General features: G+C 26.7%; 23 protein-coding genes. 21 read left to right on the forward strand and 2 right to left on the reverse strand.

The window, feature by feature from the left end:
- Positions 1 to 10 precede the first annotated feature (10 nt).
- The 21 genes from ACFOWD_RS12465 (at position 11) to ACFOWD_RS12565 (ending at position 23,286) form a co-directional block, all read left to right on the forward strand.
- The gene (locus ACFOWD_RS12465; RefSeq protein WP_377411044.1) at positions 11 to 970 is read left to right on the forward strand and encodes a GDP-L-fucose synthase family protein; all 960 of its coding nucleotides are present in this window, start codon (positions 11 to 13) and stop codon (positions 968 to 970) included.
- 7 nt (positions 971 to 977) lie between these two features.
- Positions 978 to 2,141, forward strand: coding sequence for a GDP-mannose 4,6-dehydratase (gene gmd / locus ACFOWD_RS12470; protein ID WP_377411045.1), 1,164 nt, complete (start codon positions 978 to 980; stop codon positions 2,139 to 2,141).
- Between the two features lie 19 nt (positions 2,142 to 2,160).
- Complete coding sequence (gene rfbB, locus ACFOWD_RS12475; RefSeq protein ID WP_377411047.1) at positions 2,161 to 3,204, forward strand: dTDP-glucose 4,6-dehydratase; 1,044 nt, start codon at positions 2,161 to 2,163, stop codon at positions 3,202 to 3,204.
- Between the two features lie 2 nt (positions 3,205 to 3,206).
- Positions 3,207 to 4,076 carry a glucose-1-phosphate thymidylyltransferase RfbA gene (gene rfbA, locus ACFOWD_RS12480; protein WP_377411049.1) on the forward strand — a complete coding sequence of 290 codons (870 nt, stop codon included), beginning with the start codon at positions 3,207 to 3,209 and terminating at the stop codon, positions 4,074 to 4,076.
- A 50-nt stretch (positions 4,077 to 4,126) separates the two neighbouring features.
- Positions 4,127 to 5,392: a glycosyltransferase gene (locus ACFOWD_RS12485; protein WP_377411051.1), complete on the forward strand. Its 1,266-nt coding sequence runs from the start codon at positions 4,127 to 4,129 to the stop codon at positions 5,390 to 5,392.
- Between the two features lie 33 nt (positions 5,393 to 5,425).
- Positions 5,426 to 6,061, forward strand: a complete 636-nt coding sequence (locus ACFOWD_RS12490; protein WP_377411053.1) for a formyltransferase family protein — start codon at positions 5,426 to 5,428, stop codon at positions 6,059 to 6,061.
- Between the two features lie 19 nt (positions 6,062 to 6,080).
- Positions 6,081 to 7,478, forward strand: a complete 1,398-nt coding sequence (locus tag ACFOWD_RS12495; protein WP_377411055.1) for an NDP-hexose 2,3-dehydratase family protein — start codon at positions 6,081 to 6,083, stop codon at positions 7,476 to 7,478.
- 12 nt (positions 7,479 to 7,490) lie between these two features.
- Positions 7,491 to 8,633: a dTDP-4-amino-4,6-dideoxygalactose transaminase gene (rffA, locus tag ACFOWD_RS12500; RefSeq protein ID WP_377411057.1), complete on the forward strand. Its 1,143-nt coding sequence runs from the start codon at positions 7,491 to 7,493 to the stop codon at positions 8,631 to 8,633.
- Between the two features lie 5 nt (positions 8,634 to 8,638).
- Entirely contained in the window at positions 8,639 to 9,589 is a 951-nt protein-coding gene (locus ACFOWD_RS12505) for a Gfo/Idh/MocA family protein (RefSeq protein WP_377411058.1), read from the forward strand.
- Between the two features lie 13 nt (positions 9,590 to 9,602).
- A complete protein-coding gene (locus tag ACFOWD_RS12510; protein ID WP_377411060.1) occupies positions 9,603 to 10,961 on the forward strand; it encodes a lipopolysaccharide biosynthesis protein in 1,359 nt (452 codons plus the stop codon).
- Positions 10,962 to 11,035: 74 nt separating this feature from the next.
- Positions 11,036 to 11,611 (forward strand): acyltransferase, encoded by a 576-nt coding sequence (locus tag ACFOWD_RS12515; protein ID WP_377411061.1) that lies wholly within the window; start codon positions 11,036 to 11,038, stop codon positions 11,609 to 11,611.
- Positions 11,601 to 12,812 carry an O-antigen ligase family protein gene (locus ACFOWD_RS12520; RefSeq protein WP_377411063.1) on the forward strand — a complete coding sequence of 404 codons (1,212 nt, stop codon included), beginning with the start codon at positions 11,601 to 11,603 and terminating at the stop codon, positions 12,810 to 12,812. The genes ACFOWD_RS12515 and ACFOWD_RS12520 overlap by 11 nt, the downstream gene beginning before the upstream one ends.
- A gap of 7 nt (positions 12,813 to 12,819) precedes the next feature.
- Complete coding sequence (locus ACFOWD_RS12525) at positions 12,820 to 13,704, forward strand: glycosyltransferase family 2 protein (RefSeq protein ID WP_377411065.1); 885 nt, start codon at positions 12,820 to 12,822, stop codon at positions 13,702 to 13,704.
- Positions 13,697 to 14,860, forward strand: a complete 1,164-nt coding sequence (locus tag ACFOWD_RS12530; RefSeq protein WP_377411067.1) for a glycosyltransferase — start codon at positions 13,697 to 13,699, stop codon at positions 14,858 to 14,860. Before ACFOWD_RS12525 ends, ACFOWD_RS12530 begins: the two co-directional genes overlap by 8 nt.
- A gap of 30 nt (positions 14,861 to 14,890) precedes the next feature.
- The gene (locus ACFOWD_RS12535) at positions 14,891 to 15,475 is read left to right on the forward strand and encodes a DapH/DapD/GlmU-related protein (protein WP_377411069.1); all 585 of its coding nucleotides are present in this window, start codon (positions 14,891 to 14,893) and stop codon (positions 15,473 to 15,475) included.
- Positions 15,468 to 16,208, forward strand: coding sequence for a WecB/TagA/CpsF family glycosyltransferase (locus ACFOWD_RS12540; protein ID WP_377411071.1), 741 nt, complete (start codon positions 15,468 to 15,470; stop codon positions 16,206 to 16,208). Before ACFOWD_RS12535 ends, ACFOWD_RS12540 begins: the two co-directional genes overlap by 8 nt.
- Before the next feature lie 13 nt (positions 16,209 to 16,221).
- On the forward strand, positions 16,222 to 18,228 hold the full coding sequence (locus tag ACFOWD_RS12545; RefSeq protein ID WP_377411073.1) for a hypothetical protein: 2,007 nt from the start codon (positions 16,222 to 16,224) through the stop codon (positions 18,226 to 18,228).
- Positions 18,229 to 18,249: 21 nt separating this feature from the next.
- The gene (locus ACFOWD_RS12550; RefSeq protein ID WP_377411075.1) at positions 18,250 to 18,822 is read left to right on the forward strand and encodes a hypothetical protein; all 573 of its coding nucleotides are present in this window, start codon (positions 18,250 to 18,252) and stop codon (positions 18,820 to 18,822) included.
- 118 nt (positions 18,823 to 18,940) lie between these two features.
- Positions 18,941 to 20,044: a sugar transferase gene (locus ACFOWD_RS12555; protein WP_377411077.1), complete on the forward strand. Its 1,104-nt coding sequence runs from the start codon at positions 18,941 to 18,943 to the stop codon at positions 20,042 to 20,044.
- A gap of 79 nt (positions 20,045 to 20,123) precedes the next feature.
- A complete protein-coding gene (locus ACFOWD_RS12560; protein ID WP_377411079.1) occupies positions 20,124 to 20,900 on the forward strand; it encodes a polysaccharide biosynthesis/export family protein in 777 nt (258 codons plus the stop codon).
- Between the two features lie 4 nt (positions 20,901 to 20,904).
- Positions 20,905 to 23,286: a GumC family protein gene (locus ACFOWD_RS12565; RefSeq protein ID WP_377411081.1), complete on the forward strand. Its 2,382-nt coding sequence runs from the start codon at positions 20,905 to 20,907 to the stop codon at positions 23,284 to 23,286.
- On the opposite strand, the gene ACFOWD_RS12570 is transcribed toward ACFOWD_RS12565, so the two are convergent.
- Positions 23,255 to 24,343, reverse strand: a complete 1,089-nt coding sequence (locus ACFOWD_RS12570; protein WP_377411083.1) for a nucleotidyltransferase family protein — start codon at positions 24,341 to 24,343, stop codon at positions 23,255 to 23,257. The genes ACFOWD_RS12565 and ACFOWD_RS12570 overlap by 32 nt on opposite strands.
- A complete protein-coding gene (locus ACFOWD_RS12575) occupies positions 24,340 to 25,092 on the reverse strand; it encodes a tyrosine-protein phosphatase (protein ID WP_377411085.1) in 753 nt (250 codons plus the stop codon). Before ACFOWD_RS12575 ends, ACFOWD_RS12570 begins: the two co-directional genes overlap by 4 nt.
- Positions 25,093 to 25,119 lie beyond the last annotated feature (27 nt).

Genomic DNA, 25,119 nt, shown 5'->3' on the forward strand with positions numbered 1-25,119 from the left:
TAAAAAGTTTATGAATAAAGATTCTAAAATCTATGTAGCAGGACATAGAGGAATGGTGGGTTCTGCAGTTTGGAGAGCTCTTGAAAAAAAAGGGTATAGAAATTTAATTGGGAAAACCAGCAAAGATTTAGATTTAAAAAATCAAACTAAAGTTAAAGAGTTTTTTAATTTAGAAAAACCAGATGTTGTCATAGATGCTGCAGCCAGAGTTGGTGGTATTTTAGCAAACAATGATTATCCCTATCAGTTTATAATGGAGAATATGCAAATTCAAAATAATTTAATTGATGAGTCACTAAAGTTAGGAATTAATAAATTTATTTTCCTAGGTAGTTCATGCATATATCCAAAGTTTGCTCCTCAACCACTAAAAGAAGAATATTTGCTAACAGACTCCTTAGAGCCAACGAATGAATGGTATGCAATTGCAAAAATTACAGGAGTAAAAGCATGTCAGGCTATTAGAAAGCAATATAATAAAGATTATGTAAGTTTAATGCCAACAAATTTATATGGCTTTTTTGATAACTTCGATTTAAAAACTTCTCATGTTTTACCTGCGATGATTCGTAAATTTCACGAGGCAAAAATCAATAATAATTCTGAAGTAACTTTGTGGGGAAGTGGTACTCCAATGCGAGAATTTTTATTTGTAGATGATATGGCTGAAGCAGTAGTTTATGCTCTAGAGAATAAATTACCAGAATATTTATACAATGTAGGTTCTGGTAAAGATATTTCCATTAAAGAATTAGCAGAAACAATTCAAAAAGTAACAGGTTATCAAGGTAACATCGTTTGGGACTCAGAAAAACCAGACGGAACTCCGAGAAAGTTAATGGATGTTTCTAAGATGAAGAATTTGGGATGGACCTACACAACAGAATTACAAGAAGGGATAGAAAAAACCTATTTATGGTTTTTGGATAATATTGAAAACATAAAAGAAGTAAAATTAGAAGTTAACTAAGTCAAACATGAAAGTAGCGTTAATTACAGGTATTACAGGACAAGATGGATCGTATCTAGCTGAATTATTATTAGGAAAAGGTTATGAGGTACATGGAATAAAGAGGAGATCTTCTCTTTTTAATACAGATAGAATTGATCATTTATATCAAGACCCTCATGATCCAAATCAAAGATTAAAATTACATTATGGTGATTTAACAGATTCTATGAATTTAACCAGAATCATTCAAGAAGTCCAACCTGATGAAATTTACAATTTAGGAGCAATGTCACATGTTAAAGTGTCTTTTGATATGCCTGAATATGTTGGTAATGTTGATGGACTTGGTACCTTACGTATTTTAGAAGCTGTTCGACTTTTAGGATTAAGTAAAAAGACAAAAATTTATCAAGCCTCAACTTCAGAACTATTTGGAGGGTTGCCAGAAAATAAAAATGAAAGAGGTTTTTATGATGAGAATTCTCCACTGTATCCTCGATCACCATATGGAGTTGCAAAAATTTATGGATTTTGGATTACTAAAAACTATCGTGAAGCATATAATATGTTTGCGTGTAACGGTCTATTATTTAACCATGAATCTCCAAGAAGAGGGGAAACTTTTGTGACTAGAAAGATTACAAGAGCTATAGCAAAAATAGCATTAGGACTGCAAGATAAATTTTATTTAGGAAATTTAGAAGCAAAACGTGACTGGGGACATGCTAAAGATTATGTGCGTATGATGTGGATGATTTTGCAAGCTAAACAACCAGAAGATTGGGTAATTGCTACAGGAGTTACAACAACAGTTCGTGATTTTGTTAAAATGGCTTTTAATGAAGTTGGTGTTGAGCTTGAATTTCAAGGAGAGGGAGTTGATGAAAAAGGTTTTGTTAAAAGTATAAATCAAGAAAAGTATACTTCTGTCATTACGAGCAACGTCGAGAAATCTAAACAACTTTTTATTGGCAAAGAAGTCTTATCTATAGACCCTTCATACTTTCGACCAACAGAAGTTGATTTATTGATTGGTGACCCAACTAAAGCAAAAGAGAAATTAGGTTGGATACCAGAATATGATTTAGCTGATTTAGTAAAAGATATGATGAAAAGTGATATAGCTTTAATGAAGAAGGATGTAGATTTATTAAAAGCAGGTCATGAAATTTTAAAGCAAGCAGAGTAAATTTTAAAATAGCTTAACTATGAAAATATTAATTACTGGAGGTGCTGGTTTTATTGGTTCACATGTTGTAAGAACTTTTGTTGAAAAATACCCCCATTATCACATTTATAATTTAGATGCTTTAACTTATGCAGGGAACTTAGAAAATATAAAAGATATAGAATCTAAAGAGAACTATACTTTTATAAAAGGAGATATTACTAACGAAAAATTAATTGAACTACTATTTAATGAATATAAATTTGATTCTGTAATTCATCTTGCAGCAGAGTCACATGTAGATAGGTCAATTAATGATCCTTTAGCATTTGCTAAAACAAATATATTGGGTACAATGAATTTATTAAACTCTTTTAAAAATTTGTGGTATAACAATTGGCAAAACAAGTTATTTTACCATGTGAGTACTGATGAAGTCTATGGTACTTTAGGAAAGGAAGGTTTATTTACAGAGAAAACACCTTATGATCCGAACTCACCATACTCAGCAAGTAAAGCGAGCTCTGATCATTTCGTAAGAGCGTATGGAGAAACTTACAATTTACCATATGTAATCAGTAATTGTTCTAACAATTATGGCTCTTATCAGTTTCCTGAAAAATTAATACCATTATTTATTAATAATATTATAAATAATAAACCATTACCTGTTTATGGAGATGGGAAATATACTAGGGATTGGTTATATGTAGTTGATCATGCAATAGCTATTGATGTTATTTTTCATAAAGCAAGTATCAAGGAAACATATAACATAGGAGGTTTTAATGAGTGGCAAAATATTGATTTGATTTACCTTTTGTGTAAACAAATGGATGAAAAACTTGGAAGAGAGAAAGGTACAAGTGAGAAATTGATTACCTATGTAAAAGATAGGCCAGGTCACGATTTAAGATACGCTATAGATGCCTCTAAAATAAATAAAAACTTGGGATGGAAACCAAGTGTAACATTCGAACAAGGACTTTCTAAGACAATAGATTGGTATTTAGCAAATGAAGAATGGATGAGCAATATTGTTAATGGCGATTACTTAAAATACTACGAAAAGCAATACAATTAATTATGAAAGGCATCATTTTAGCAGGAGGTTCTGGAACAAGACTTCATCCTTTAACAATAAGTGTAAGTAAACAGTTGCTTCCAATTTATGATAAACCAATGATTTATTACCCATTATCAGTATTAATGTTAGCGGGTATAAAGGAAATATTAATTATTTCAACACCTGATGATTTACCCAATTTCAAAAAGTTATTAAAAGATGGTTCTCAATTTGGTATAGATTTAAGTTATGAAGAACAACCAAGTCCTGATGGACTAGCACAAGCATTCATAATTGGAGAGAAGTTTATTGGAGATGATGATGTTTGCTTGGTGTTAGGCGACAATATTTTTTATGGTTCTGGTTTACAGAAAATGCTGGTTGAATCTATAAAAACTGTAAAGGAAGAAAAAAAAGCAGTAGTTTTTGGTAATTATGTTAATGACCCAGAAAGATATGGTGTAGCAGAATTTGATGATGATAATAATGTTGTAAGTATAGAAGAGAAACCAAAAAATCCTAAATCTAACTATGCTGTTGTTGGCTTGTATTTTTATCCTAATTCAGTAGTTAATGTTGCTCAAAACGTAAATCCTTCATCTCGTGGAGAGTTAGAAATTACTAGTGTAAATCAAGTCTATTTAGAAAAGAAAAGTTTGAAACTTCAATTGTTGAGTAGAGGATTTGCATGGTTAGATACTGGTACTCATGAGTCTTTAACAGAGGCAACGGAATTTGTAAAAGCAATAGAAAAAAGAACTAGTTTAAAAATAGCGTGTTTAGAAGAAATTGCTTTGAAAATGAAAATGATAGATAAGCTTACTATAAAAAATAATATTAAGAACAAAAAAGGTGATTATTTTGATTATATCAAGAGAATTTTAAATTAATAACTAATAAATAGTTTAATAATACTATTTACGGAATAAATATTTTTTAATTGAAGAAAAGAAAAAACATCTTAATTATTTCTACACCTGATATTTCTCATGCAGCTGGTGTTCTAGCTTACGATTTACATCAAGGATTATTAAAATATCATAACTCGCAAATGATGGTCTATGGTAGTAAACATAAGAGAAAAGACGTTGTGTCGTATTTTTCAAGCCAAAGGCTTTTTTTTAAAAAAGTAATAGATAAGTTAAGTAGAAAGTTAAAAATAAACATAAAAACAGATAGCAATTATTATTTTTTTGATATAAATCAAAGAAAAAATCTATTAAATGTCAATAAAGTTAATAAATTAGTGGAAAAGCCAGATGTAATCATAGGTTATTTTGCGAATGCTTTTTTTAATATTAAAGATTTATATGATTTACAACTTTTTTATAAGGCACCAGTAATTTTATTTATGGCAGATATGATTCATATTACTGGTGGATGCCATTTTGCTTGGGATTGTGAAGGTTATAAAAATAGCTGCTCAAATTGTCCAGCAATTATAGAAGATAAGCATAAAAAACATGCCAATAAAAATCTAACTTTTAATAATCACTTAATTAAAAAGATGGATATACAGCTGGTTGCTGTTTGTAGCCAAGATTACAACTATGCAAAAGAAAGTACATTATTTAAAGACAAAAATATAAAGATGATTCTTGGGGGTATTGACTTATCAATATTTTATCAAAAAAACCAAGAGAAAGACTTAAGGAATAAATACAATATTGATATAAATAATTTTGTAATTCTATTTGGAGCTACAAATACTCAGGAAAAGAGAAAAGGAGTTAAGTATTTTATTGAGGCAATTCAAAAATTAGAAAACGAAATTGACTTGAGTAATTTTAGCATAGTGTCAATTGGTAGAGGGAAATTAGAAACCTTACTACCTAATACAAAAGCTAAAATTCATAATTTAGGTTATATTTCAGATTTTAATCAACTCTCAGATATTTATAATATGGTAAATCTTTTTGTAGTTTCTTCAATACAAGATTCTGGTCCTATGATGATTAACCAGTCAATTGCATCAGGAACTCCTGTTGTCTGTTTCGATTTAGGAGTGGCAAAAGATATTGTTTTAGATGGGATTACTGGATACAAAGCGCCCGTTTATAACTCTTCTATTCTATCACAGAAAATAAAAAAAGTCTTTTTGAAAAGTTCTGAAGAGAGAAAAGTTATGGCCAATAATTGTTCACAATTGGCTATAGATAATTTTTCAAAAGAAGTTGCAGCAAAAAAAATATTAGAATTAATTTAATTTTTCATGTTTTAATACTTTAAAACAAATACTATGAAAATAACTATACTAACAGATAATCCAAAAAGTTGGATTATGCCTTATGTTGAAGATCTTAAAGAAGAATTAATACAAGAACATGAAGTAACTCATATTTTTAGTTCAAATGATATTACTTCTGGAGATGTTATGTTAATATTAAGTTGTGAAAAAATTTTAAAAAACACTCATCTTTCGTTTCATGAAAGCAATATTGTTGTTCACCCAAGTAAACTACCTCTTGGAAAAGGTTGGTCGCCACTAGCTTGGCAAATATTAGAAGGTGAAAACAATATACCTCTAAGTTTATTTGAAGCTAATGATAAAGTAGATGATGGTGAAGTTTACATTTTAGATTATGTAAAACTTGAAGGTCATGAATTAAATGATGAAATAAAACATCAACAAGGGATAAAGACTTTAGAAATGATAAGAGAGTATTTAAATGATTTTGAAAATAGAATAGGAAAACCACAGAGAGGTGATGAAACCTTCTATCCAAAGAGAACTTCAAAAGACAGTGAATTAGACTTAAATAAATCTTTAAGCGAACAATTTAATTTATTAAGAGTTGTAGATAACGAAAGGTATCCTGCATATTTTATTAAAGATGGGGTAAAATATATTTTAAAAATATATAAAGAAATTTAATAAAATGTTATCACTTTAAATGATGAACTATAAAACAATTAATGAAAATAAATTTTTAAAATCTGCCTTAACAGAAGAGAATCCTTTTATAACTACCTCAAAAGTTATGGAATGGTTAAAATATAGAAACGAAGCTATTAATGTTGAGGTTACAAAAATTCCTTTTAAGAAATTAAATCATTGGTTTTTAGATAAAACCAATGGTATGTTAAAGCATAGTTCTGGAAAATTTTTCACTATAGAAGGGATAAATGTAAAAACAAATTGGGGTGCTGTTAAGGAGTGGGAACAACCTATAATAAACCAACCAGAAATAGGTTATTTAGGCATCATAACAAAAGAAATTAATGGTATTTTATATTTTTTGTTACAAGCAAAAGTAGAACCTGGTAATGTTAATAATGTTCAATTATCTCCTACTCTACAAGCAACAAAAAGTAATTATACACAGGTTCATCAAGGTAATAAACCACGCTATTTAGAGTATTTTCAGAATGCAACAAGAGATGAAATTATATTAGACCAATTACAATCAGAACAAGGAGCCCGTTTTTTAAAAAAAAGAAATAGGAACATTATAATAAAAATAGATGGAGATATAGATGTTCATGAAGACTTTATTTGGCTAACTCTCGGACAAATAAAGAAATTAATACAAAAAGATAATCTAGTAAATATGGATACCAGAACTGTCATTTCTGGTATTTCATTTGAACATTCAATTACAGTAAAAGAAAAGTTGGATAATTTTGAGTTAGGGATGTTATTATCTGCAAATAATAAAACTAATTCAAAACATACTTATGATGATGTTATTAAATGGATTACTGATTTAAAATGTAGATATGAGCTAACTATAGAATCAAGATCAATATTTAATATAAAGAAATGGGAGGTTACTCCTTTCGATATTAGACATAATGAAGATAAATATTTTAGAGTTATTGCTGCTCAAGTAGAAATTTCGAATAGAGAAGTAAAAACTTGGTCTCAACCTCTTATAGAACCTCTCCAAGAAGGAATAATTGCTTTTATAGTAAAAAAAATAAATGGTATTTACCATTTTTTAGTACAAGCAAAATTAGAAAGTGGTAACTTTGACATCATTGAAATGGCACCAACAGTACAATGTATTACAGGTAGTTATGATAGTGATAATAGTTTACCTTTTTTAGATGATGTTCTAAATGCTAAGGAAGATCAAATTAGATTTAATACTTTACAATCTGAAGAAGGGGGAAGATTTTTTAGAGAACAAAATAGAAGTATGATAATTGAAGCTGATGATAGTTTTCCAACTATAATACCAGAGAATTATATTTGGTTAACATTAAATCAATTGAATTACTTTCTTAAATTCAATAATTACCTCAATATACAAGCAAGAAGTTTAATTTCTGCTATAAAATTTATTTAACAATTAAAACTCATGATTATACCATTTAATAAGGTTTACAACTCAGGAAAAGAGGAAAGTTACATTATAGATGCATATCGCTCAGGGAGACACTGTGGAAATCACCAATACTGCAATAAAGTTGTCTCTTTAATGAAAAAGAAACATGGTTTCAACGAAGTATTTTTAGTACCCTCAGGAACTGCTGCATTAGAAATGGGTGCAGTATTGGCTGATATAAAACCAGGAGACGAAGTAATACTCCCATCATATACATTTAGTTCAACAGTAAATGCAGTAATTTTATTTGGAGCTATACCAGTATTTTGTGAAATAGAAAAAGAAACTATGAATATTGATGCTTCAAAAATTGAGGCATTAATAACACCAAAAACAAAAATGATTGTACCAATAGATTACGCAGGGGTTTCTTGCGAGATTGATAAAATCATGCAAATTGCAGAAAAACACAACCTTATTGTAATGCAAGATTGTGCACAGTCTTATGGCTCATATTACAAAAACAAAGCTTGTGGGACTCAAGCTCATTTAGCAGCTTTTAGTTTTCATGAAACTAAAAATTTTAATGCGGGAGAAGGAGGAGCGTTAGTTGTAAATAAAGACGAGTGGTTACAAAGAGCTCATTTTATACAGGAGAAAGGTACAGATAGAAGGCTTGTCTTAAAAGGAGTTAAAAGCAAGTATTCCTGGGTAGATAAAGGATCGAGTTATTTGTTATCAGATATTTTAGCAGCTATGTTGTTAGCTCAATTAGAGAGTGAAGACGAAATGAAATCTTTAAGAAGTAACATAACTAAAGCTTACCAAGAATTATTTTTTAACTATGAAAAAGATGGGTTTGTTTCAACCTTTAAAATTTCAGAAGATATAAAGATAAATCATCATGCATTCTGGGTAATTTTTGACACTAAAGAAAATGCAGAATTATTTATGGCAGGTTTACGAGAAAAATCTATTTATGCATATATTGGATATATACCTCTCCATTCCGCTCCTAAAGGATTAGAATATGGATATAAAAAGGAAGACTTATCATTAACAGAAGATTTAGGTAATAGAATAGTAAGATTGCCTTTTTATACAGAATTAGGGGAGATAGGTCTTGATTATTGTGTTCAAGAAATGGAAATTCAATTAAATAAAATTTATAATTAAAAATTATGTTAAACTTTGCAGTAATAGGTTGTGGTAATTTAGCAATGAAATATGCTATACCAGCTCTCATAAATTCAGGAGTTAGTAGAGTGATAGTTTGTATTGATCCAAATAGAAGAGGGCAAAGAGAAGCTATAAAAGAAAAGTTTAATTTACCGCTAGTTACTACTATAGATGAAGCTATTAAAAAATATGATTTTGATGCAGTATATATTGCTGCACCAACAGGTGCTCATAGGGAAATAGTATTGTCAGCAGCGAGTTTTAACAAACATATACTATGTGAAAAATCTTTAGGTTCAAATCTGAATGAAGTTAAAGAAATGGTTAATTTCTGTAAGGAAAGAAATTTGGCTTTATTTGAGGGCTTCATGTACCAATTTCATACTCAACATCAATTTGTTAGAAAGCTTATAGATGATGGTGAAATTGGGGTCCCATTTCATTTTCTTGGTAGATTTGGATTTCCACCAATCAATGAAAATGATTTTAGATATAAAAAAGAATTAGGGGGTGGTGTAGTATTAGATGCTGGAGCATATACTGTTCATGCAGCTCGTCATTTATTTGGGAAAGAACCAGTTGCTTCTTGTGCTATTCTTGAAAATGAAGATAAAGAAGTAGATGTTAGAGGTACCGTTTTATTAGATTTTGGCAATAGCAATACAGCAAGCTTAATTTTTGGTTTTAATAATATGTATCAAAGTAACTATGTTATTTGGGGTTCTAAAGGAAAGATTACATTAGAGAGAGCTTATGCATTACCTCCAAATTTTAATCCAACTTGTACGTTAGAAAAACAAGGGTTTAAAGAAGTATATACCTTAAACCCTTGTGATCATTTTGTGGAAGAATTTAAATATTTCTGTAAAAATTATAAAAACGAAATAGAAAGAGTTAGCTGGTATAATGAAGCAATTAATCAATCTAAAGTGCTAAACGATTTTTTTAGATAAGTTTTTAATAATAATGAATCTAAAAGATATTTTAAGTAATTTTGGAATTAACTCAGAGAGAACATTCAATATAACTAAACATATTGGTTTATCTTTTATTTTTAAATTCTTAGCAATTGTATCAAATTTTTTATTGGTACCATTGACCCTTGATTATCTAGGAAGTTCTAATTATGGAGTTTGGTTAGTTATTACCTCTTTTATTGGGTGGTTTACTTTCTTTGATGCTGGTTTAGGACATGGTTTACGTAATAGATTTACAGAAGCAAAAGCAAAAGGAGATATTAGTCTTGCAAGAGCTTACATAAGCTCAGCATATTTTACTTTAGGATTAATTTGTCTTGTTTTAATTACTTTATTTTTTTCAATTAATTTTTTTATTGATTGGACTCAAGTTTTTAATACAAGTAAAGATTTACAAGATAAAATTAGTTTTTTAATGTTGATTGTCTTCAGTTTTTTTACTATTCAGCTTGTTTTTAAATTAATTACAACAATTTATACAGCAGATCAAAAACCTTCAATTTCAGTAATTGTAAATTTTTTAACACAAATAACTTCTTTGGTTGCAGTTTTTTTATTGCTAAAATATTCAAAATCTTCTCTGGTTTTGTTTGGATTGATTTTTTCTTTTATACCAGTTGTAATATTTTTAATTTTTAATTTATTAGCTTTTAAAGGTATTTATAAAGATTATAGACCAACTATTAAGCTTTGGAAGAAAAATTATGTGAAAGATATTTTCGGTTTAGGAATAAATTTTTTCATAATACAAATAGCTGCTGTGATTTTATACACAACAGATAATTTAATAATTACTCATTTATTTTCACCTAAAGATGTAGTACCTTATAATTTAGCATTTAAATATTTTAGCATTTTGAGTATGAGTTTCTCAATAATAGTAACACCATATTGGTCTGCAATAACCGACGCTTATACAAAAGAAGATTATAGTTGGATAAAAAAATCCATAAGATCTTTAATGAAAATTTCATTAGGTTTTTCTATTATATGTGTTATTATGGTCATTATTGCAGATCAATTTTATGTAATTTGGGTAGGTAAAGAAATAGTTATACCATTCAAATTAACATTATTTATGGCTTTATTTGTTATGTTGAGTTTGTATATACAACCTTTTACTTTTTTTATAAATGGTATAGGTAAAATTAGAGTTCAACTAATTATTGGTGTTCTAATGGCAATTATTAATATTCCTTTATCAATTATTTTGGTTAAATATTATGGCTTTGGTGTAAGTGGTGTTATATTTGCTACAATTTTGTGTAGTATCTTAGGCCTTATCATCTATCCAATTCAATACCTAAAAATAATTAATAAAAAAGCCAAAGGTATTTGGAATAAATAATTTTATAAATTAAAATGTTTTTAAAAAAAGTTGGCTTATTAATTTATAAAATATTCAAAAAGATCCTTTTTGAATTGAATAATTTATTTGCACTTTTTTATAATAAAACAATTCTATATATCAATAATATTGATTATGAAAAAGATATTAGAATCAATGGTTATATTAAAATAATTATAGGCAAAGGAGCAGCCATACAAATTGGAGAAAAATTTAAATTAAATAGTGGAAAAGTATATAACCCAATAGGTAGAAATCAAAGAAGTTTATTTGTCATCAATAAAAATGCAAAATTAATTATAGGTAAAAATGTGGGTATGAGTTCAGTAGCTATTGTTTGTTCAAAAAAAATAGTTTTTGGAGATAATGTAAGAGTTGGTGGAAATACAGTTTTCTATGATACTGATTTTCATTCTTTAAAATACAATGATAGAATAAGCATTCCTGAAAATAAGGATCATATTAAAGTTAAACCAATTTATATAGGTAATAATGTATTTATTGGGGGGCATTCTTTAATTTTAAAAGGGTCTAGTATTGGTCAAAATTCAATAGTCGGAGCTGGTAGTGTTGTGGCTGGTAATATACCCTCTAATGAGATTTGGGCAGGAAATCCAGCCAGATTTATAAAGAAAATGGATGAAAAATAAAGATAGAAATTTAAAAAGAAATTATTTTCTAGTATTCATAATTATTGCAGCTTCTGGAATACCTTTTTTTTCTGGTATAGATTTTATAGAAATATCATTATTTTTATTTAGTTTAATACTTTTTATTTATAATAAAGAGAACAAAGATTCAAATGCGTTTTTAATTATTGGATTGTTTTTTCTCATAGAGTTGTTTCAACATTTTTTGCATGGTAGTTATAGTTACAGAACTTCAGTTGGAACAGCCATTAAGTTAGCAACTGTTTACTTTGTGGTAAAGTTGGTGAAATATAACTTCATTAATTATTATATCAATATTTTATATTTTTTTACAGTTATTAGTTTAATTTTCTATACACTATCTTTTCTGCCTGGATTTACAGATTTAATGATTGGTCAAATAGCTCCGCTTTTTGAGTCTCCATTTGTAGACCCAAATGCATTTTACGAACAATCTCCAAGTATTATTGTTTTTACTTTTGAATTATCTTTATTAACAGAGTTTAGAAACAGTGGACCTTTTTGGGAACCTGGTGCTTTTGCTGTTTTTTTAATTTTTGCAATACTTTTTAATATTATAAAAACAAAAAGTTTAATTGATAAAAAAAATAAGTTTTTCATTGTAGCACTTATTACAACATTTTCCACAGCAGGTTATATAGCATTTTTTATTTTAGTAAGTGGCTATTATTTAATGAATAAAAAAGTATCACACAAACTACTTTTAATACTCTTTGTATTTGCCTCTATAAGTATTTACACGACTACCTCATTTTTAGAGGAAAAAGTGAAACATAATATTTCTCTTGCAGATGAAACAACAAGTTCTCGATTTGGTAGTGCTTTGGCAGATTATAATTTGTTTAAACAAAGCCCTTTATTTGGTTGGGGAAGGGGGCCAATGCGTTATGGTGGACAAAAAATTATTTTTTTTGGAAAAGATCAACATAGGAATAATGGCGTTTTTGTTCAATTAGCTACTTATGGTATTTTAGGAAGTCTACTGTATTTTTATTTATTTTATAAATCAATATTTAGAATAAATAAATATTATAATTTTATTAAAGGTTATTCTTTTGTTTTTTTTGCAACAATAATGACTTTAGGTTTTTCACAATCTTTGTTTTCTAAGCCTTTTTTCTTATGTTTTTTATTTCTATTTTTGGCGATGAAGCCTATGGATAAAAAAATACTCGTTTGATATTGTTATGATAAATCTTGCAGTAATAATACCTACTTTTAATAGAAAAGAATATTTAAAAAATCTTTTAGACCAAATAAAAAATATTTCTCACAGTAAATTTACTGTAAATGTCATTACAGTAGTTGACGGTTCCACAGATGGAACATTAGAAATGTTAAAAAGCAATCACCCAAAAGTTAATACAGTAATTGGTAATGGGAATTGGTGGTATACCAAAAGTATTAATAAAGGAATAGATTGTGCCTATAAATTAGGGACAGATTATATTTTGACATTAAATGATGACATACTATTAAAAGAAAATTTTTTCGAAGAGTTATATAAAGCAATGACACAATCCCCTAAAAAGAGTATAATTGGAGCATCTTCATTTACCAAAACAAAACCAAAAAAAATACTCTCTTTAGGTGTAAAGAAAATAATATTATGGCGTTATAAATTAATACCCTATTATAAAATTTTTACTAACAAGAAAGATGTAAGATGTTTAGAAGGGCTCCATCAATCTCAGGTTTTACCAGGTAGAGGCTTGTTATTCCCAATTGAAATTGCTAAAAGAATAAATGGTTTTGATGAAAAATTCCCTCAATACCATTCAGATTATGATTTTAGTTTAAGAGCTAAGAAAAAAGGATATAAATTATATGTGTGTTGGGATTTAATTGTATATAGTTTTATAGAAGAAACAGGACAAGGTACCTCGTATTTGAAAAGCTCATTTAAAAGCTTTTTAAAAGGATTCATTACTAAGCACTCTAGAACCAATTTAAAAGATAATGCTAGATATTTATTTAGACACGGCCATAAAATCTTCTTTCCAATAACTTTTTCAATTTTTATATTGAGTAGTTTTAATTCTCATTTTTTTAAGAAAAAAATTAATGAATAATAAGTCGCCTTTAGTACTATTACATCAAGGTATCATGACAAGCTACAGAATACCTGGTTATTTGAAATTACTAAAAGCTATCAAAGGCTTAAAAGTTTTATATGGCCAACCTCAAAAGCATAGTTCTTTACAGAACGGAGAAATTCCAGATAATGGAAAATTTATTAGAATAAACAATATTTATTTAAGCAAAAAAAGAGAATTTTTCATTGCAAATATATTTAATATTGTGTTAAAAAAAAGGCCAAAAGTTATTGTAACTCAGTATAGCTTTAGTAATTTAAGTATATGGGGTTTATATATTTTGAGACCATTTTTTAGATTTAAAATTATTGGTTGGAATCATGGTTGGGATCGTAGAACGGGTTTTCATCCTGAAAGTTCCTTAAAGGATAAATTAAGATTATTTATGCTAAAAAAAGCGGATGCAATGATTTTTTATTCTGAGGATGCTCCAAAAAAACTCTCAAAATATATAAATTCTGAAAAATTATTTGTTGCTAATAACACTCTGGATACAGAACCTTTATTAAATTTAAAAAAGAAATTTAAAAGTAAAACTAAAAAAGATTTAAAGAACGAATTAGGTTTTATAACTAAGTATAATTTAATTTTCACTGCTCGTTTGGAACCTGAAAAAAAACCAGAAAAGTTATTAGAAATTTTTGAACTTTTACAAGAAAAACTAATTGATATTTCTTTACACATCATAGGTTCAGGACCATTAGAAAAAAAACTGAAAGAAATTATTGAAGAAAAAAATATTAAGAATATTAAACTTTATGGAGCAATTTACAATAATGAGTTAACAGGTAAAATGATATATTGTTCAGATTTAATGATTATACCAAGTTGGCTTGGATTATCAATTGTTCATTCGTTTTGTTTTGATTGTCCATTAGTTACATTCGAGAAAGAATTTCACCCTCCTGAAATTATATATTTAAAAGATGGTAAAACTGGTTATAATTTATGGGATAAAACAAACGAAGAGTCTGTTACCATAATCATAGATTACTTAAAAAATGAAAAATTACAAAATGAATTTAAAAATAATATAAAAAATGTTATTGAGAATGAAGCTTCAATAGATAAATTTGTTCAAGGAGCTACAGGTGCAATTAATTATTGTTTAAAAAATAGTATTAAGAATTAAGTTATTTTTGCTTAATAATTTTATATTTAAATGTTATCATTAGTTAGAAAAATACTTTATAAATTTTATGGATTATTGAATGTGTTTTTTTTTAAAGTAAATTCTTTAAAAAAACCCTATCCAGTTATAAATGGTATAATTTTATTAGTGAACAAAGGTGGTAAAATCAGTTTTGGTAAAGATTGTATTATCAATTCTCATAAGTATAAAAATATCATTGGAGGTGATAAAAAAAGCTCTATTGTTTTAGAAAAAGACGCAGAATTAGTCGTTAAAGACGGCTTTAGAATGAGTAATTCTGCAATCTGTTGTGCTCATAGAATAACAATTGGTAAAAATGTAATGATTGGGGGAGGATGCAAAATATGGGATTCTGATTTTCATCCAATTAATCCAAAACAAAGAAAACTTACTCCTAATTCTAACTATCTTAAAAAAGAAATAACAATCGGAAATAATGTTTTTATTGGAGGAAGTTCTATAGTTTTGAAAGGAGTTTCAATTGGAGATAATTCTGTGATTGGTGCAGGAAGTGTTGTTTCTAAATCAATTCCTCCGAATGAAATTTGGGCAGGAAACCCTGCAGTTTATATAAAAAAAAATAAAATTGATTAAAGAAAAGGTTAATGTTTTGGGGGTGGGTTTTAACCCAGTAACATACGAAGAAATAATTGATTTCTTAAAAAATAAAGGAAATAGAAAAAAATATATTTCTTTTCCAGATATTTATAACATTGTTAGATCTAATCATGACAGTTTTTTAAAAAGTATCTACAATAATAGTACTTTAACTCTGCCAGATGGAAAACCTTCTGAATTTTTTTTAAAAAAAAAGGGTTTTAAAAATGTAACAACAATCAGTGGTTTTTGGTTATGTAAAAAATTATTAGATACAGAATTATCACATTTTTTTTATGGAACCTCTCCAGAAAATTTGCAATTAATGAAGAATTTTCTTGATAATGAATTTCCAAATGCCAAAATTTTAGGTTATAAATCTCCACCATTGATATTACAAGAAGAAATTGAAGAAAGCATTCAAATCAAAGAAGATTTAAAAGTTATCCGGAAAATTAAACCTAATATAATTTGGATTGGGATTAGTAGCCCCAAACAAGATTTTCTAATGCATTATTTTCACTCAACAGAACCTGGGACTATAATGATTGGTGTTGGTGCCGTTTTTGACTATTTTGCTGGAACTGCCTACATGGGACCAGAATGGTTAAAAAAAATAGGTTTAAGATGGTTTTATCAATTATTAAGGGATCCTAAGCGATATTATAGAAGACTACTATACGTTTTGATGCATTTACCAGCAATCATTTTAAAAAATAATAAAAAATAAAAAAGCTAAGAATATGTGCGGTATATTTGGAATAATCACAAAAGAAAACTCAAATTATAAAGATGCTTTTCTAAAGAAAACATTAACTAATTTGGCAAAGCTATCTGAAGCTAGAGGAAAAGATTCATCTGGTATTTGTATTAGAAGTAATGAGAATAAACAGTTTAGAGTATTAAAATCTAATCAACCAATCTCTGGATTATTAAAATCTGAAGAATATAAATTATTGCATAATAATTACACATCTAAAAACCAATTTTTTTCTTTTGGACATTCAAGGTTAGTCACTAATGGTTCGCAACTTGAAAGCAATAACAATCAACCGGTAGTAAAAGATAATTTGATTGCAATACATAATGGAATTATTGTTAATGTAAGCGAAATTAATTCTAAATATAATTTTGAAAGAAATTATGAAATTGATACAGAAGTTTTTTTATCATTAATGAATTATTTTCAGAATATTAAAGAATATAACTCTATTGAATCTTTGAAAAGATCTTTTAATGAAATTTTTGGAACAATATCTACTTCACTATTTTTTGAAAAATATAATCAGTTTATTTTAGCAACAAATAATGGTTCTTTATATTATGCAACAAATAATGATGATATACTAATATACGGATCTGAGAGATTTATAATTAATGAAGTTTTAGAAAAAAGTGGTTTAGCTAAAAAGGGATTTAACGTTCAACATTTAAAATCTAATACAGGTATATTTATAGATTTATCTAATTTCAATTTTTTAAATTTTAATATTAATGATTCAAAAGAAGTTATTATTAATGAGTCTAAAATTAATTATTCTACTATAGTAGAATCTATTGAGTTGAGTGGAGATAGGTCAACAGTCATAGAGATTGAAGATATAAAAAGCAAAAAAGACTATTCCGAAAAGAAAAACCTTTTAGAATATAATATTGATGAAATTAACAATTTAAAAAGATGTAATAAATGCATATTACCGGAAACTTTTCCTTTTATAGATTTTGATAGCAAAGGGGTATGTAACTACTGTAATAATTATGTGCCAAAAAATCAACCGAAATCTATAGAAGAATTAAAAAAGTTGGTAGCACCATATAGAAGTAAAGATGGTTCATTAGATTGTTTGGTGCCATTTAGTGGAGGTAGAGATAGTACTTATGTACTACATTTTGTAAAAAATGTTTTAGACTTAAATCCATTAGCTTATACCTACGATTGGGGTATGGTAACAGATTTAGCAAGAAGAAATATAGCTAGAGTTTGTGGTAAGTTAGGTGTTGAAAATGTTATTGTCGCTGCAGATATAAAATTAAAAAGAAAAAATATAAAACTAAATATTGAAGCTTGGTTAAAAAAACCAGATTTAGGAATGATTCCTTTATTTATGGCAGGAGATAAACAATTCTTTAAATACGCAAATGTTGTTAAAGATCAAGCTAATATCGATTTAAATATTTGGGGGATTAATTTCTTAGAAAACACTGATTTTAAAGTTGGTTTTTGTGGAGTTCCCCCTGATTGGGATAAGGAAATGATATATTCAATGAGTACAAAAAGAAAATTAAAGCTATTTAGTCATGTAGGTAAAAATATTATTACTAATCCTGCTTATATTAATTCTTCATTAATGGATACTTTCGATTCCTTTTTGTCAAGATATTTAAATCCAAGAAAAGATTATTATCATTTTTTTGACTTTTATAGATGGGATGAAAAAGAAATAGAACAAATTTTACTAGATGATTATAACTGGGAAGTTTCAAAAGATTTAAAATCTACTTGGAGAATTGGTGATGGTACTGCGAGTTTCTATAATTACATTTATTATACTGTTGCTGGATTTTCTGAGTTTGATACCTTTAGAAGTAATCAAATAAGAGAAGGTATGATTACTAGAGAAGAAGCTTTAGAATTGGTTAATGATGAAAATAAACCAAGATATGATTCATTAAGGTGGTACTTAGAAATTGTTGGTGTTGATTATGATAAAGCAATAAATATTATCAATGAACTGCCAAAATTGTACTAACTTTAATTAATTATTAAAGCAATGATGAAGTATATTTTTAAAATAATTTTTTTCAGTATTTTTTTAATCAATTCCTCTCTTTTATTAAGTCAAGTAAATAATTTTGATACTGAAAAAAAGTGGTTTTTAGGAGTTGATTTAGGGGTTCAAATGTCTGGAATTAAAAGTGAAGATTTTGTACAATCTAATTATTCACCTATGATTAGGGTAGTTGGAGGTAAATGGCTAAATTCTTCATTTGGAGTGCAAATAGGTTATCAAGGGAGGTATTTCAATACTATTGCAGATAATGATAAACATTTTTATAATTTCTATTTTTTTGAAGGGGTTCTTAATTTTAAGAATTTAATATTAAAGCAAAAAAGAGACAATAGATTTTATGATTTAGTATTTCATGCTGGTTTAGGTTATTTTCAAAATAGATTCTATGGAAATTCAAGTATACATTATGTTTTGGGAGCAGCTAATAATTTTTCTCTTTCAAAAAAAACTAAAATAAAATTAGATGTTGGAGCTATAGTTGGTTGGGATATTTATCAAGGAGATGATGACATATTACCAAATTTATCTTTAGGATTTATTTATTTATTTTAATTACTATTTTCTTATCATATCAAATTTGTTATAATCTTCAATGCTAGTATTAACTAATTGTAAAATCCTATTATTAACTATTTTATGTTTATATTTTTTATATATTTGAAAAAAAAAAATGAATGCTATAACCAATGAAATAACTAGAGCCGAGAAAAAAAATATATTTCACATACGAAAAAATCATATCTTTGGCAGCAATAGAATTAGTGAAGATTTAACAAATAAATTACATAACTACATTGTTGACGAAACTAATATCAACTTAAACCATCTTTTAGTTTCAAATATAGTTACTAATCTCGAATATACTTATAAATCTTACCATAAAGGTATTCTAAATTTACATAAGATTAATGATATAAGATTTATAAATAAGTTTTTTGAAAGAATTAATGAGGTTATAGATATCGATGATACTTTTGTTTGTTGTGTTGAGACTTTTACTTCAAGAAGAGAGAGAAAAAGAATAAATAAAATACCTTTTCTACGAGATTTTTATTTTAGTATAGAATTTGTTTTCATGAGAATTTTTCCTAAAGTAAAATTCCTAAGAAAAATATATTTTACACTTACAGGTGGTAAAAATAGGTTGTTGTCTAAAGCAGAGGCTTTAGGAAGGTTAGTTTGCTGTGGGTTTGAAATTATAGATTATAAAAATATTGACGGATTAATATATATTGTCACGAAGAAACAAAACAATCCTACTTATGACATGAATCCAAGTTATGGGCCAATCTATAAAATGCCTAGAATAGGAAAATCAAAAAAAATAATTAACGTTTACAAGTTAAGAACTATGCATCCCTATTCTGAATATTTGCAAAAATATGTTTTTGAAAAAAATGGTACAGCTAATGGAGATAAAGTTAATGATGATTTTAGAATTTCACCTTTAGGTCGCTTTTTTAGAAAGGTTTGGATAGATGAACTCCCAATGTTAATAAATTTGCTTAAAGGAGATTTGAAAATAGTTGGAGTTAGGCCTTTAAGTAAAGCTAAGTTTAACATGTATCCTTCTGAAGTTCAAAATTTAAGAACAAAAACAAAACCTGGTTTAGTTCCACCTTTTTATGCTGATTTGCCAAATAATTTTGAAGAATTAGTAGAATCAGAAGTAAATTATTTGAATCAATATTTAAAAAATCCATTGTCTACAGATATTAGATATTTTTATAAAGCATTTGTAAATATATTTTTTAAAGGAGCAAGAAGTAAATAAAAATTTTTCAGTACATATATTCTAATTTTATTTAGTTTCTATTCCTAATTTATACTATTTTCGCAAATAAATTTTTAATATGCTTATAAGAAGATTTTTATATATTTCCATTACTTTAATATTCATATCTTGTGTTTCTAAAAAAGATATTACTTATTTTCAAAATGATAAAATAGATCAATCTAAAGTTTCTAATAGTTATAAAACTATTATTAAACCCGATGATGTTTTGCAGATTACAATAACAGCTTTAGATGTAGAAGCTGTTAAGCCTTTTAATTTATCAGCTGTTACTTATTCAACTTCTTCAAATTCTGCTATTGGAGTAGCTCAACAGCAAACTTATTTAGTTGATACTAATGGAGAAATTGATTTTCCTGTTTTAGGTAAATTAAAAATTGGAGGATTGACAAGAGATGAACTCATCGTTTTTTTGAAAAATAAATTAGAACCAGATTATATTTTAAATCCAAATATTAATATTCGAATTTCAAATTATAAGGTTACAGTTTTAGGTGATGTCAGAATGCCAGGAAGTTATACGATACAAAATGAAAGAATAACAATTCTTGAGGCTCTAGGTTTAGCAGGAGATTTAAACATTTCAGCTCAACGTAACAATGTACTTGTTCAAAGAGAAGAAAATGGAAAAAAAATACAATATAGAGTTGATTTATTATCTAATGATCTTTTTACTTCACCTGTCTATTATTTACAACAAAATGATGTTGTATATGTAGAGCCAAATTATGCTAAGATTCAGTCTGCTTCAGCTAATTCGAATACAAGTCTTTTTATATCAATTACAGGTCTAGTAGCTTCATTAATTACTGCTATAGCTCTATTAACTAGATAACATAATGCAAGATTTATTAAAAAATAATAATACAAACCAAGTTTTTGAAAACGATGGTATAAATATTAGAGAAGAATTAGATAAATATATTATATATTGGAGATGGTTTTTATTATTGCCAATCTTAACGATCTCTTTAGTTTATATATATCTTTTATATACAGCTCCAATTTATAGTGCTAAAGGGTCTATACTTATTAAAGATAATAAAAAATCAGGTATTTCAGCTGAGTTAGCTGCATTTGAAGACCTAGGAATTATTGGAGGCTCCGCTAATAATACAGAGAATGAAATCGAAATTTTAAAATCAAGAAAAATTGTTGGTAACGTTGTTGATAGTTTAAATTTAAATATAGCATATTTTTATAAAGAAAGATTTAAATCATTAGAATTATTTAATAGCTCTGATATAAAAATAATATTTGATAATAATAAAATATTAAATTCTTTAAGTAAGGATACTTCATTTACAATAAAATTAATAGATAAAAATAATTACCAACTGAGAAGTATTGATGATGATTTAATAACAAGTTCAACTTTTAATACCAAAAATGAAAGTAAATTAGGAAATTTTAAAGTCGTTAAAAATGATTTAAAAACAAATCTTTATCCAAAAAAAATAACTATAAAAATTTATAATAGAGATAAATTAATAGATCGATTAATTAAGGGAATCAAAATTTCACCTGTTGATAAAAATTCTAGTGTGTTAAAATTGAATTTTACTAATAACTCAAAAGAAAAGGCAGAAACTATTCTAGATGAATTGGTTAAGCAATATAATCTAGATGCTATTAAAGATAAAAATTTAGTTTCTCAAAAAACAAAAGAATTTATTGACGACAGATTATATAGTGTAGGAATAGATCTAGCTCTTATACAAGATAATGTAAAAAATTATAAGACAAAGTTTGGTATAACAGGTCTTTCTAAAGAAGGTGAATTTGCCTTACAAGAAGTTTCTGAGAGTAACCAGAAAATTATTGAAATTAAGAGTCAATTAAGTTTAGCAAAGTGGATTCAAAAAAAACTAAAAATAGAATCTGATTCAAATGATGTTTTACCGACTAACATGGGTTTTTCTGATTTAGATATAACTCAATCTATTATTTCTTATAACGATTTAGTGTTAAAGAAAAATAAATTATTAGTAACTGCTGGAAAATTAAACCCTCAATTAATAGAAATACAAAATCAACTATCTACACTAAATCAGAATTTATTATCAAGTTTAGATAATTTAAACAAATCATTAGAAATTCAACTAAGTGAATTAGAAAATGAAACTCGAAAAATAAGTTCTAAATTATCTTCAATTCCTTTAATTGAAAGAGGAATGATAGATATTGAACGTCAAAGAGAAATTTACTCAGAATTATATTCTTACTTATTAAAAAAGAAAGAAGAAACAGCTATTTCTTTAGCTGTAACAGTACCTAACGCAAAAATTATAGATTTTGCATACTCTAATGACGTTCCTATTTCTCCAAATAAGCAAATATTTTATCTTTCAGCAATTTTATTAGGTTTATTTATTCCATTTATCATTATTTATATAAGGAATTTATTAGATACAAAAATACATACAAGAAAAGAAATAGAGTCATTAACGTCAATTCCTTTTATAGGTGATGTCCCACACTCAGAGGTAGATTCTAAAATTGTAATTAATAAAAATGCACGTTCAAGTACTTCTGAATCATTTAGATTAATCAGAACAAATTTAGAATTTATGTTACCCAATTCTAATTCGAAATTGGGTAAAACTATTTTTATTACGTCTACTACTAGTGGAGAAGGGAAGTCTTTTATCTCTATCAATTTAGCAGCGGCTTTATCCCTGTCTAATAAAAAAGTGCTTCTAGTAGGTTTAGATCTTAGAGCACCAAAAGTAACGGAATACTTAGGCTTATCTGAAAGAGAAGGGATAACTAATTACATTACTAACGACTCTAAAACTTTAGATCATATTAAATTTCAAATTCCAGAGATTGAAGGTTTACATATTATTGCATCTGGTGTCATTCCACCAAACCCTGCAGAGTTGTTAATGACAGATAAGATTAAACAGCTGTTTGAAGAAGTTAGACAAGATTATGATTATATTATAGTAGATACAGCACCCGTAAATTTAGTAACAGATACTTTATTAGTAGCTAAATATGCTGATATGTTTTTATATGTCACTAGAGCAAATTACCTAGATAGAAGAATGTTAGTGGTTCCAGAATCCCTTTATAAAGAAAAGAAATTACCAAACATGGCGATCTTATTAAATGATACAGATATGAAAAGGGGGTATGGATATGGTTATGGATATGGTTATGGATATGGTTATATTGAAACTAGTACTAAACCATGGTATAAAAAAATATTAAAATAATTAAATTTATTTTATATTTTCGAAAAAAATAATTGCGATATTTTGATTTATAAATTAGTTGTATAATTAATATAAATCTTATTTTAAATTTTCTTAAAAAATAATAAACATTATTATAAATAATATTTATTTTATTGTTTTTTATAAGGAGTATAAATATTTTTAGTTCAATTTTTGATTTAAAATTTTTATAATAATTCAATTCATTTTGTTTTAATAAATAATAGGACTGAAGCAAATAAGAATTAAAAGTGTTAAATAAAATTTTATTTTTTTTTATTATTTTTAGTGGTTGCTTTTTTAAAGATAATCTAAAAAGGTCATAAGTATTTCTAAAATTCGGGTTTCTAAGATATTTTCCTCTATCACTAAATTGTTTGTTTAAAAAGTTATGGATAATTTGATTTTCTATAGATGGTATATTCATGTTATTTATTATTCTATTTTTAGATAAAAAACTTTCATAATTGTATATTTTAGAATGTTTTTTTAAAATAATTTTTGAATGAATCTCTATGGCAGCTATCCTATCTTTTTTCACCATTTTTGGATAATGCTTTGAAGGAAAAATGATATCTTGTTCTTTAATGTTTGATGAATAACCATGTTTTTTTAAAATTTTAATACTCTTAAAATAATCTTCATTCGAAACTATAAAATCTATGTCTCCAATCATTCTTTCCCCTTTATTTAAATATAAATCTTCTATCAAAAAACTAGCTCCCTTTAAAAAAATTGGTAAAATATCATTTTTTTTTAAAATTTTATTTAATTCTTTTATCTGAATTAATATCTTTTCGTTTCTATCATAATTTATTTTGTATATAGACTTCATAAAATTAGATAAATCTAAAGGTAGTTTGTCAATTAAATTAGTGTTTTTAAAATTATAATAAAGACTAGGAATCAAAAGATGAGAGCTACTAACCTTTATAAAATACTCCCAGTCTATTTTTTTATTAATAATTTTATTTTTAACTATAATTTTATTTTTGTAATTAACTGAAATAGTTAAACACTTCCCAATAAATATTAAAGTTTCTAAATATTTAGTCATTCATTTATTTTAAAATTATTAAAAAATATTTTAATTTTATCTTTTTCTTTTGTTATATTTTTCATTGATTCTAAGTGGCCATTATTATGTGTGTCAGTACCCATAAAATCATATAAATTGTCTTTTAGTAACTTTTCTGCTGTTTTTTTTACCCCTAAACCATAATGTTTTGTGAGTGATAATAAGTTGAGTTGAAATAAACAGCCAGCTCTTTTCAATTTTTGAAATTCATTATACTTTGTATGATAAGTATTATAACGTTCAGGATGTGCTAAAACAGGTTTGTAGCCTTTTAATTGTAACTGAAATAAGATATCATATAAATTAATTGGAGGACTGAAATAAGACATTTCAACCAATACCAAATTATTTTTTAAAGTTAACAAAGGTTGGTCATTTTCTATCAATTCTAAAAACTGTTCATCTAACATATATTCAGCTGCAGCTTTTATGTTAATATCAGTCATATTTCTTTTGATTAATTCTTTTTGTACAACTTTTAATTTAGCTTTAATAATTTCAGGTGTATTAGGATACACATCACCTAAGATGTGTGGTGTTGTCACAAAGTTTTTAATGCCAAAAGAAGACATTTTTTCTATTAATGCTATAGATTCATCTAGATCTTTTGCACCATCATCTATACCTGGAAGTAAATGAGAATGAATATCAACAAATCCTTGAGGGAAAAAATCGGTTAACGGAATTTCTTTCTTCTTAAAAAAAAACATAGAATTAATTTTCTTCAAAAATACAATTTTAAGTTTTTAAACAAG

The organism is Polaribacter marinivivus, assembly GCF_042651285.1.
Classification (GTDB): Bacteria; Bacteroidota; Bacteroidia; order Flavobacteriales; family Flavobacteriaceae; genus Polaribacter; species Polaribacter marinivivus.

Excerpts from the sequence above, each read along its gene's own strand:
- ACFOWD_RS12465 (WP_377411044.1), top strand. The coding sequence starts at position 11 with ATGAATAAAGATTCTAAAATCTATGTAGCAGGACATAGAGGAATGGTG.
- rffA (WP_377411057.1), top strand. The coding sequence starts at position 7,491 with ATGATTATACCATTTAATAAGGTTTACAACTCAGGAAAAGAGGAAAGT.
- ACFOWD_RS12525 (WP_377411065.1), top strand. The coding sequence starts at position 12,820 with ATGATAAATCTTGCAGTAATAATACCTACTTTTAATAGAAAAGAATAT.
- ACFOWD_RS12565 (WP_377411081.1), top strand. The coding sequence starts at position 20,905 with ATGCAAGATTTATTAAAAAATAATAATACAAACCAAGTTTTTGAAAAC.
- gmd (WP_377411045.1), top strand. The coding sequence starts at position 978 with ATGAAAGTAGCGTTAATTACAGGTATTACAGGACAAGATGGATCGTAT.
- ACFOWD_RS12545 (WP_377411073.1), top strand. The coding sequence starts at position 16,222 with ATGTGCGGTATATTTGGAATAATCACAAAAGAAAACTCAAATTATAAA.
- rfbB (WP_377411047.1), top strand. The coding sequence starts at position 2,161 with ATGAAAATATTAATTACTGGAGGTGCTGGTTTTATTGGTTCACATGTT.
- ACFOWD_RS12570 (WP_377411083.1), bottom strand. The coding sequence starts at position 24,343 with ATGACTAAATATTTAGAAACTTTAATATTTATTGGGAAGTGTTTAACT.
- ACFOWD_RS12560 (WP_377411079.1), top strand. The coding sequence starts at position 20,124 with ATGCTTATAAGAAGATTTTTATATATTTCCATTACTTTAATATTCATA.
- ACFOWD_RS12520 (WP_377411063.1), top strand. The coding sequence starts at position 11,601 with ATGAAAAATAAAGATAGAAATTTAAAAAGAAATTATTTTCTAGTATTC.
- ACFOWD_RS12495 (WP_377411055.1), top strand. The coding sequence starts at position 6,081 with ATGATGAACTATAAAACAATTAATGAAAATAAATTTTTAAAATCTGCC.
- ACFOWD_RS12550 (WP_377411075.1), top strand. The coding sequence starts at position 18,250 with ATGATGAAGTATATTTTTAAAATAATTTTTTTCAGTATTTTTTTAATC.
- ACFOWD_RS12505 (WP_377411058.1), top strand. The coding sequence starts at position 8,639 with ATGTTAAACTTTGCAGTAATAGGTTGTGGTAATTTAGCAATGAAATAT.
- ACFOWD_RS12490 (WP_377411053.1), top strand. The coding sequence starts at position 5,426 with ATGAAAATAACTATACTAACAGATAATCCAAAAAGTTGGATTATGCCT.
- ACFOWD_RS12530 (WP_377411067.1), top strand. The coding sequence starts at position 13,697 with ATGAATAATAAGTCGCCTTTAGTACTATTACATCAAGGTATCATGACA.
- ACFOWD_RS12535 (WP_377411069.1), top strand. The coding sequence starts at position 14,891 with ATGTTATCATTAGTTAGAAAAATACTTTATAAATTTTATGGATTATTG.
- rfbA (WP_377411049.1), top strand. The coding sequence starts at position 3,207 with ATGAAAGGCATCATTTTAGCAGGAGGTTCTGGAACAAGACTTCATCCT.
- ACFOWD_RS12510 (WP_377411060.1), top strand. The coding sequence starts at position 9,603 with ATGAATCTAAAAGATATTTTAAGTAATTTTGGAATTAACTCAGAGAGA.
- ACFOWD_RS12555 (WP_377411077.1), top strand. The coding sequence starts at position 18,941 with ATGAATGCTATAACCAATGAAATAACTAGAGCCGAGAAAAAAAATATA.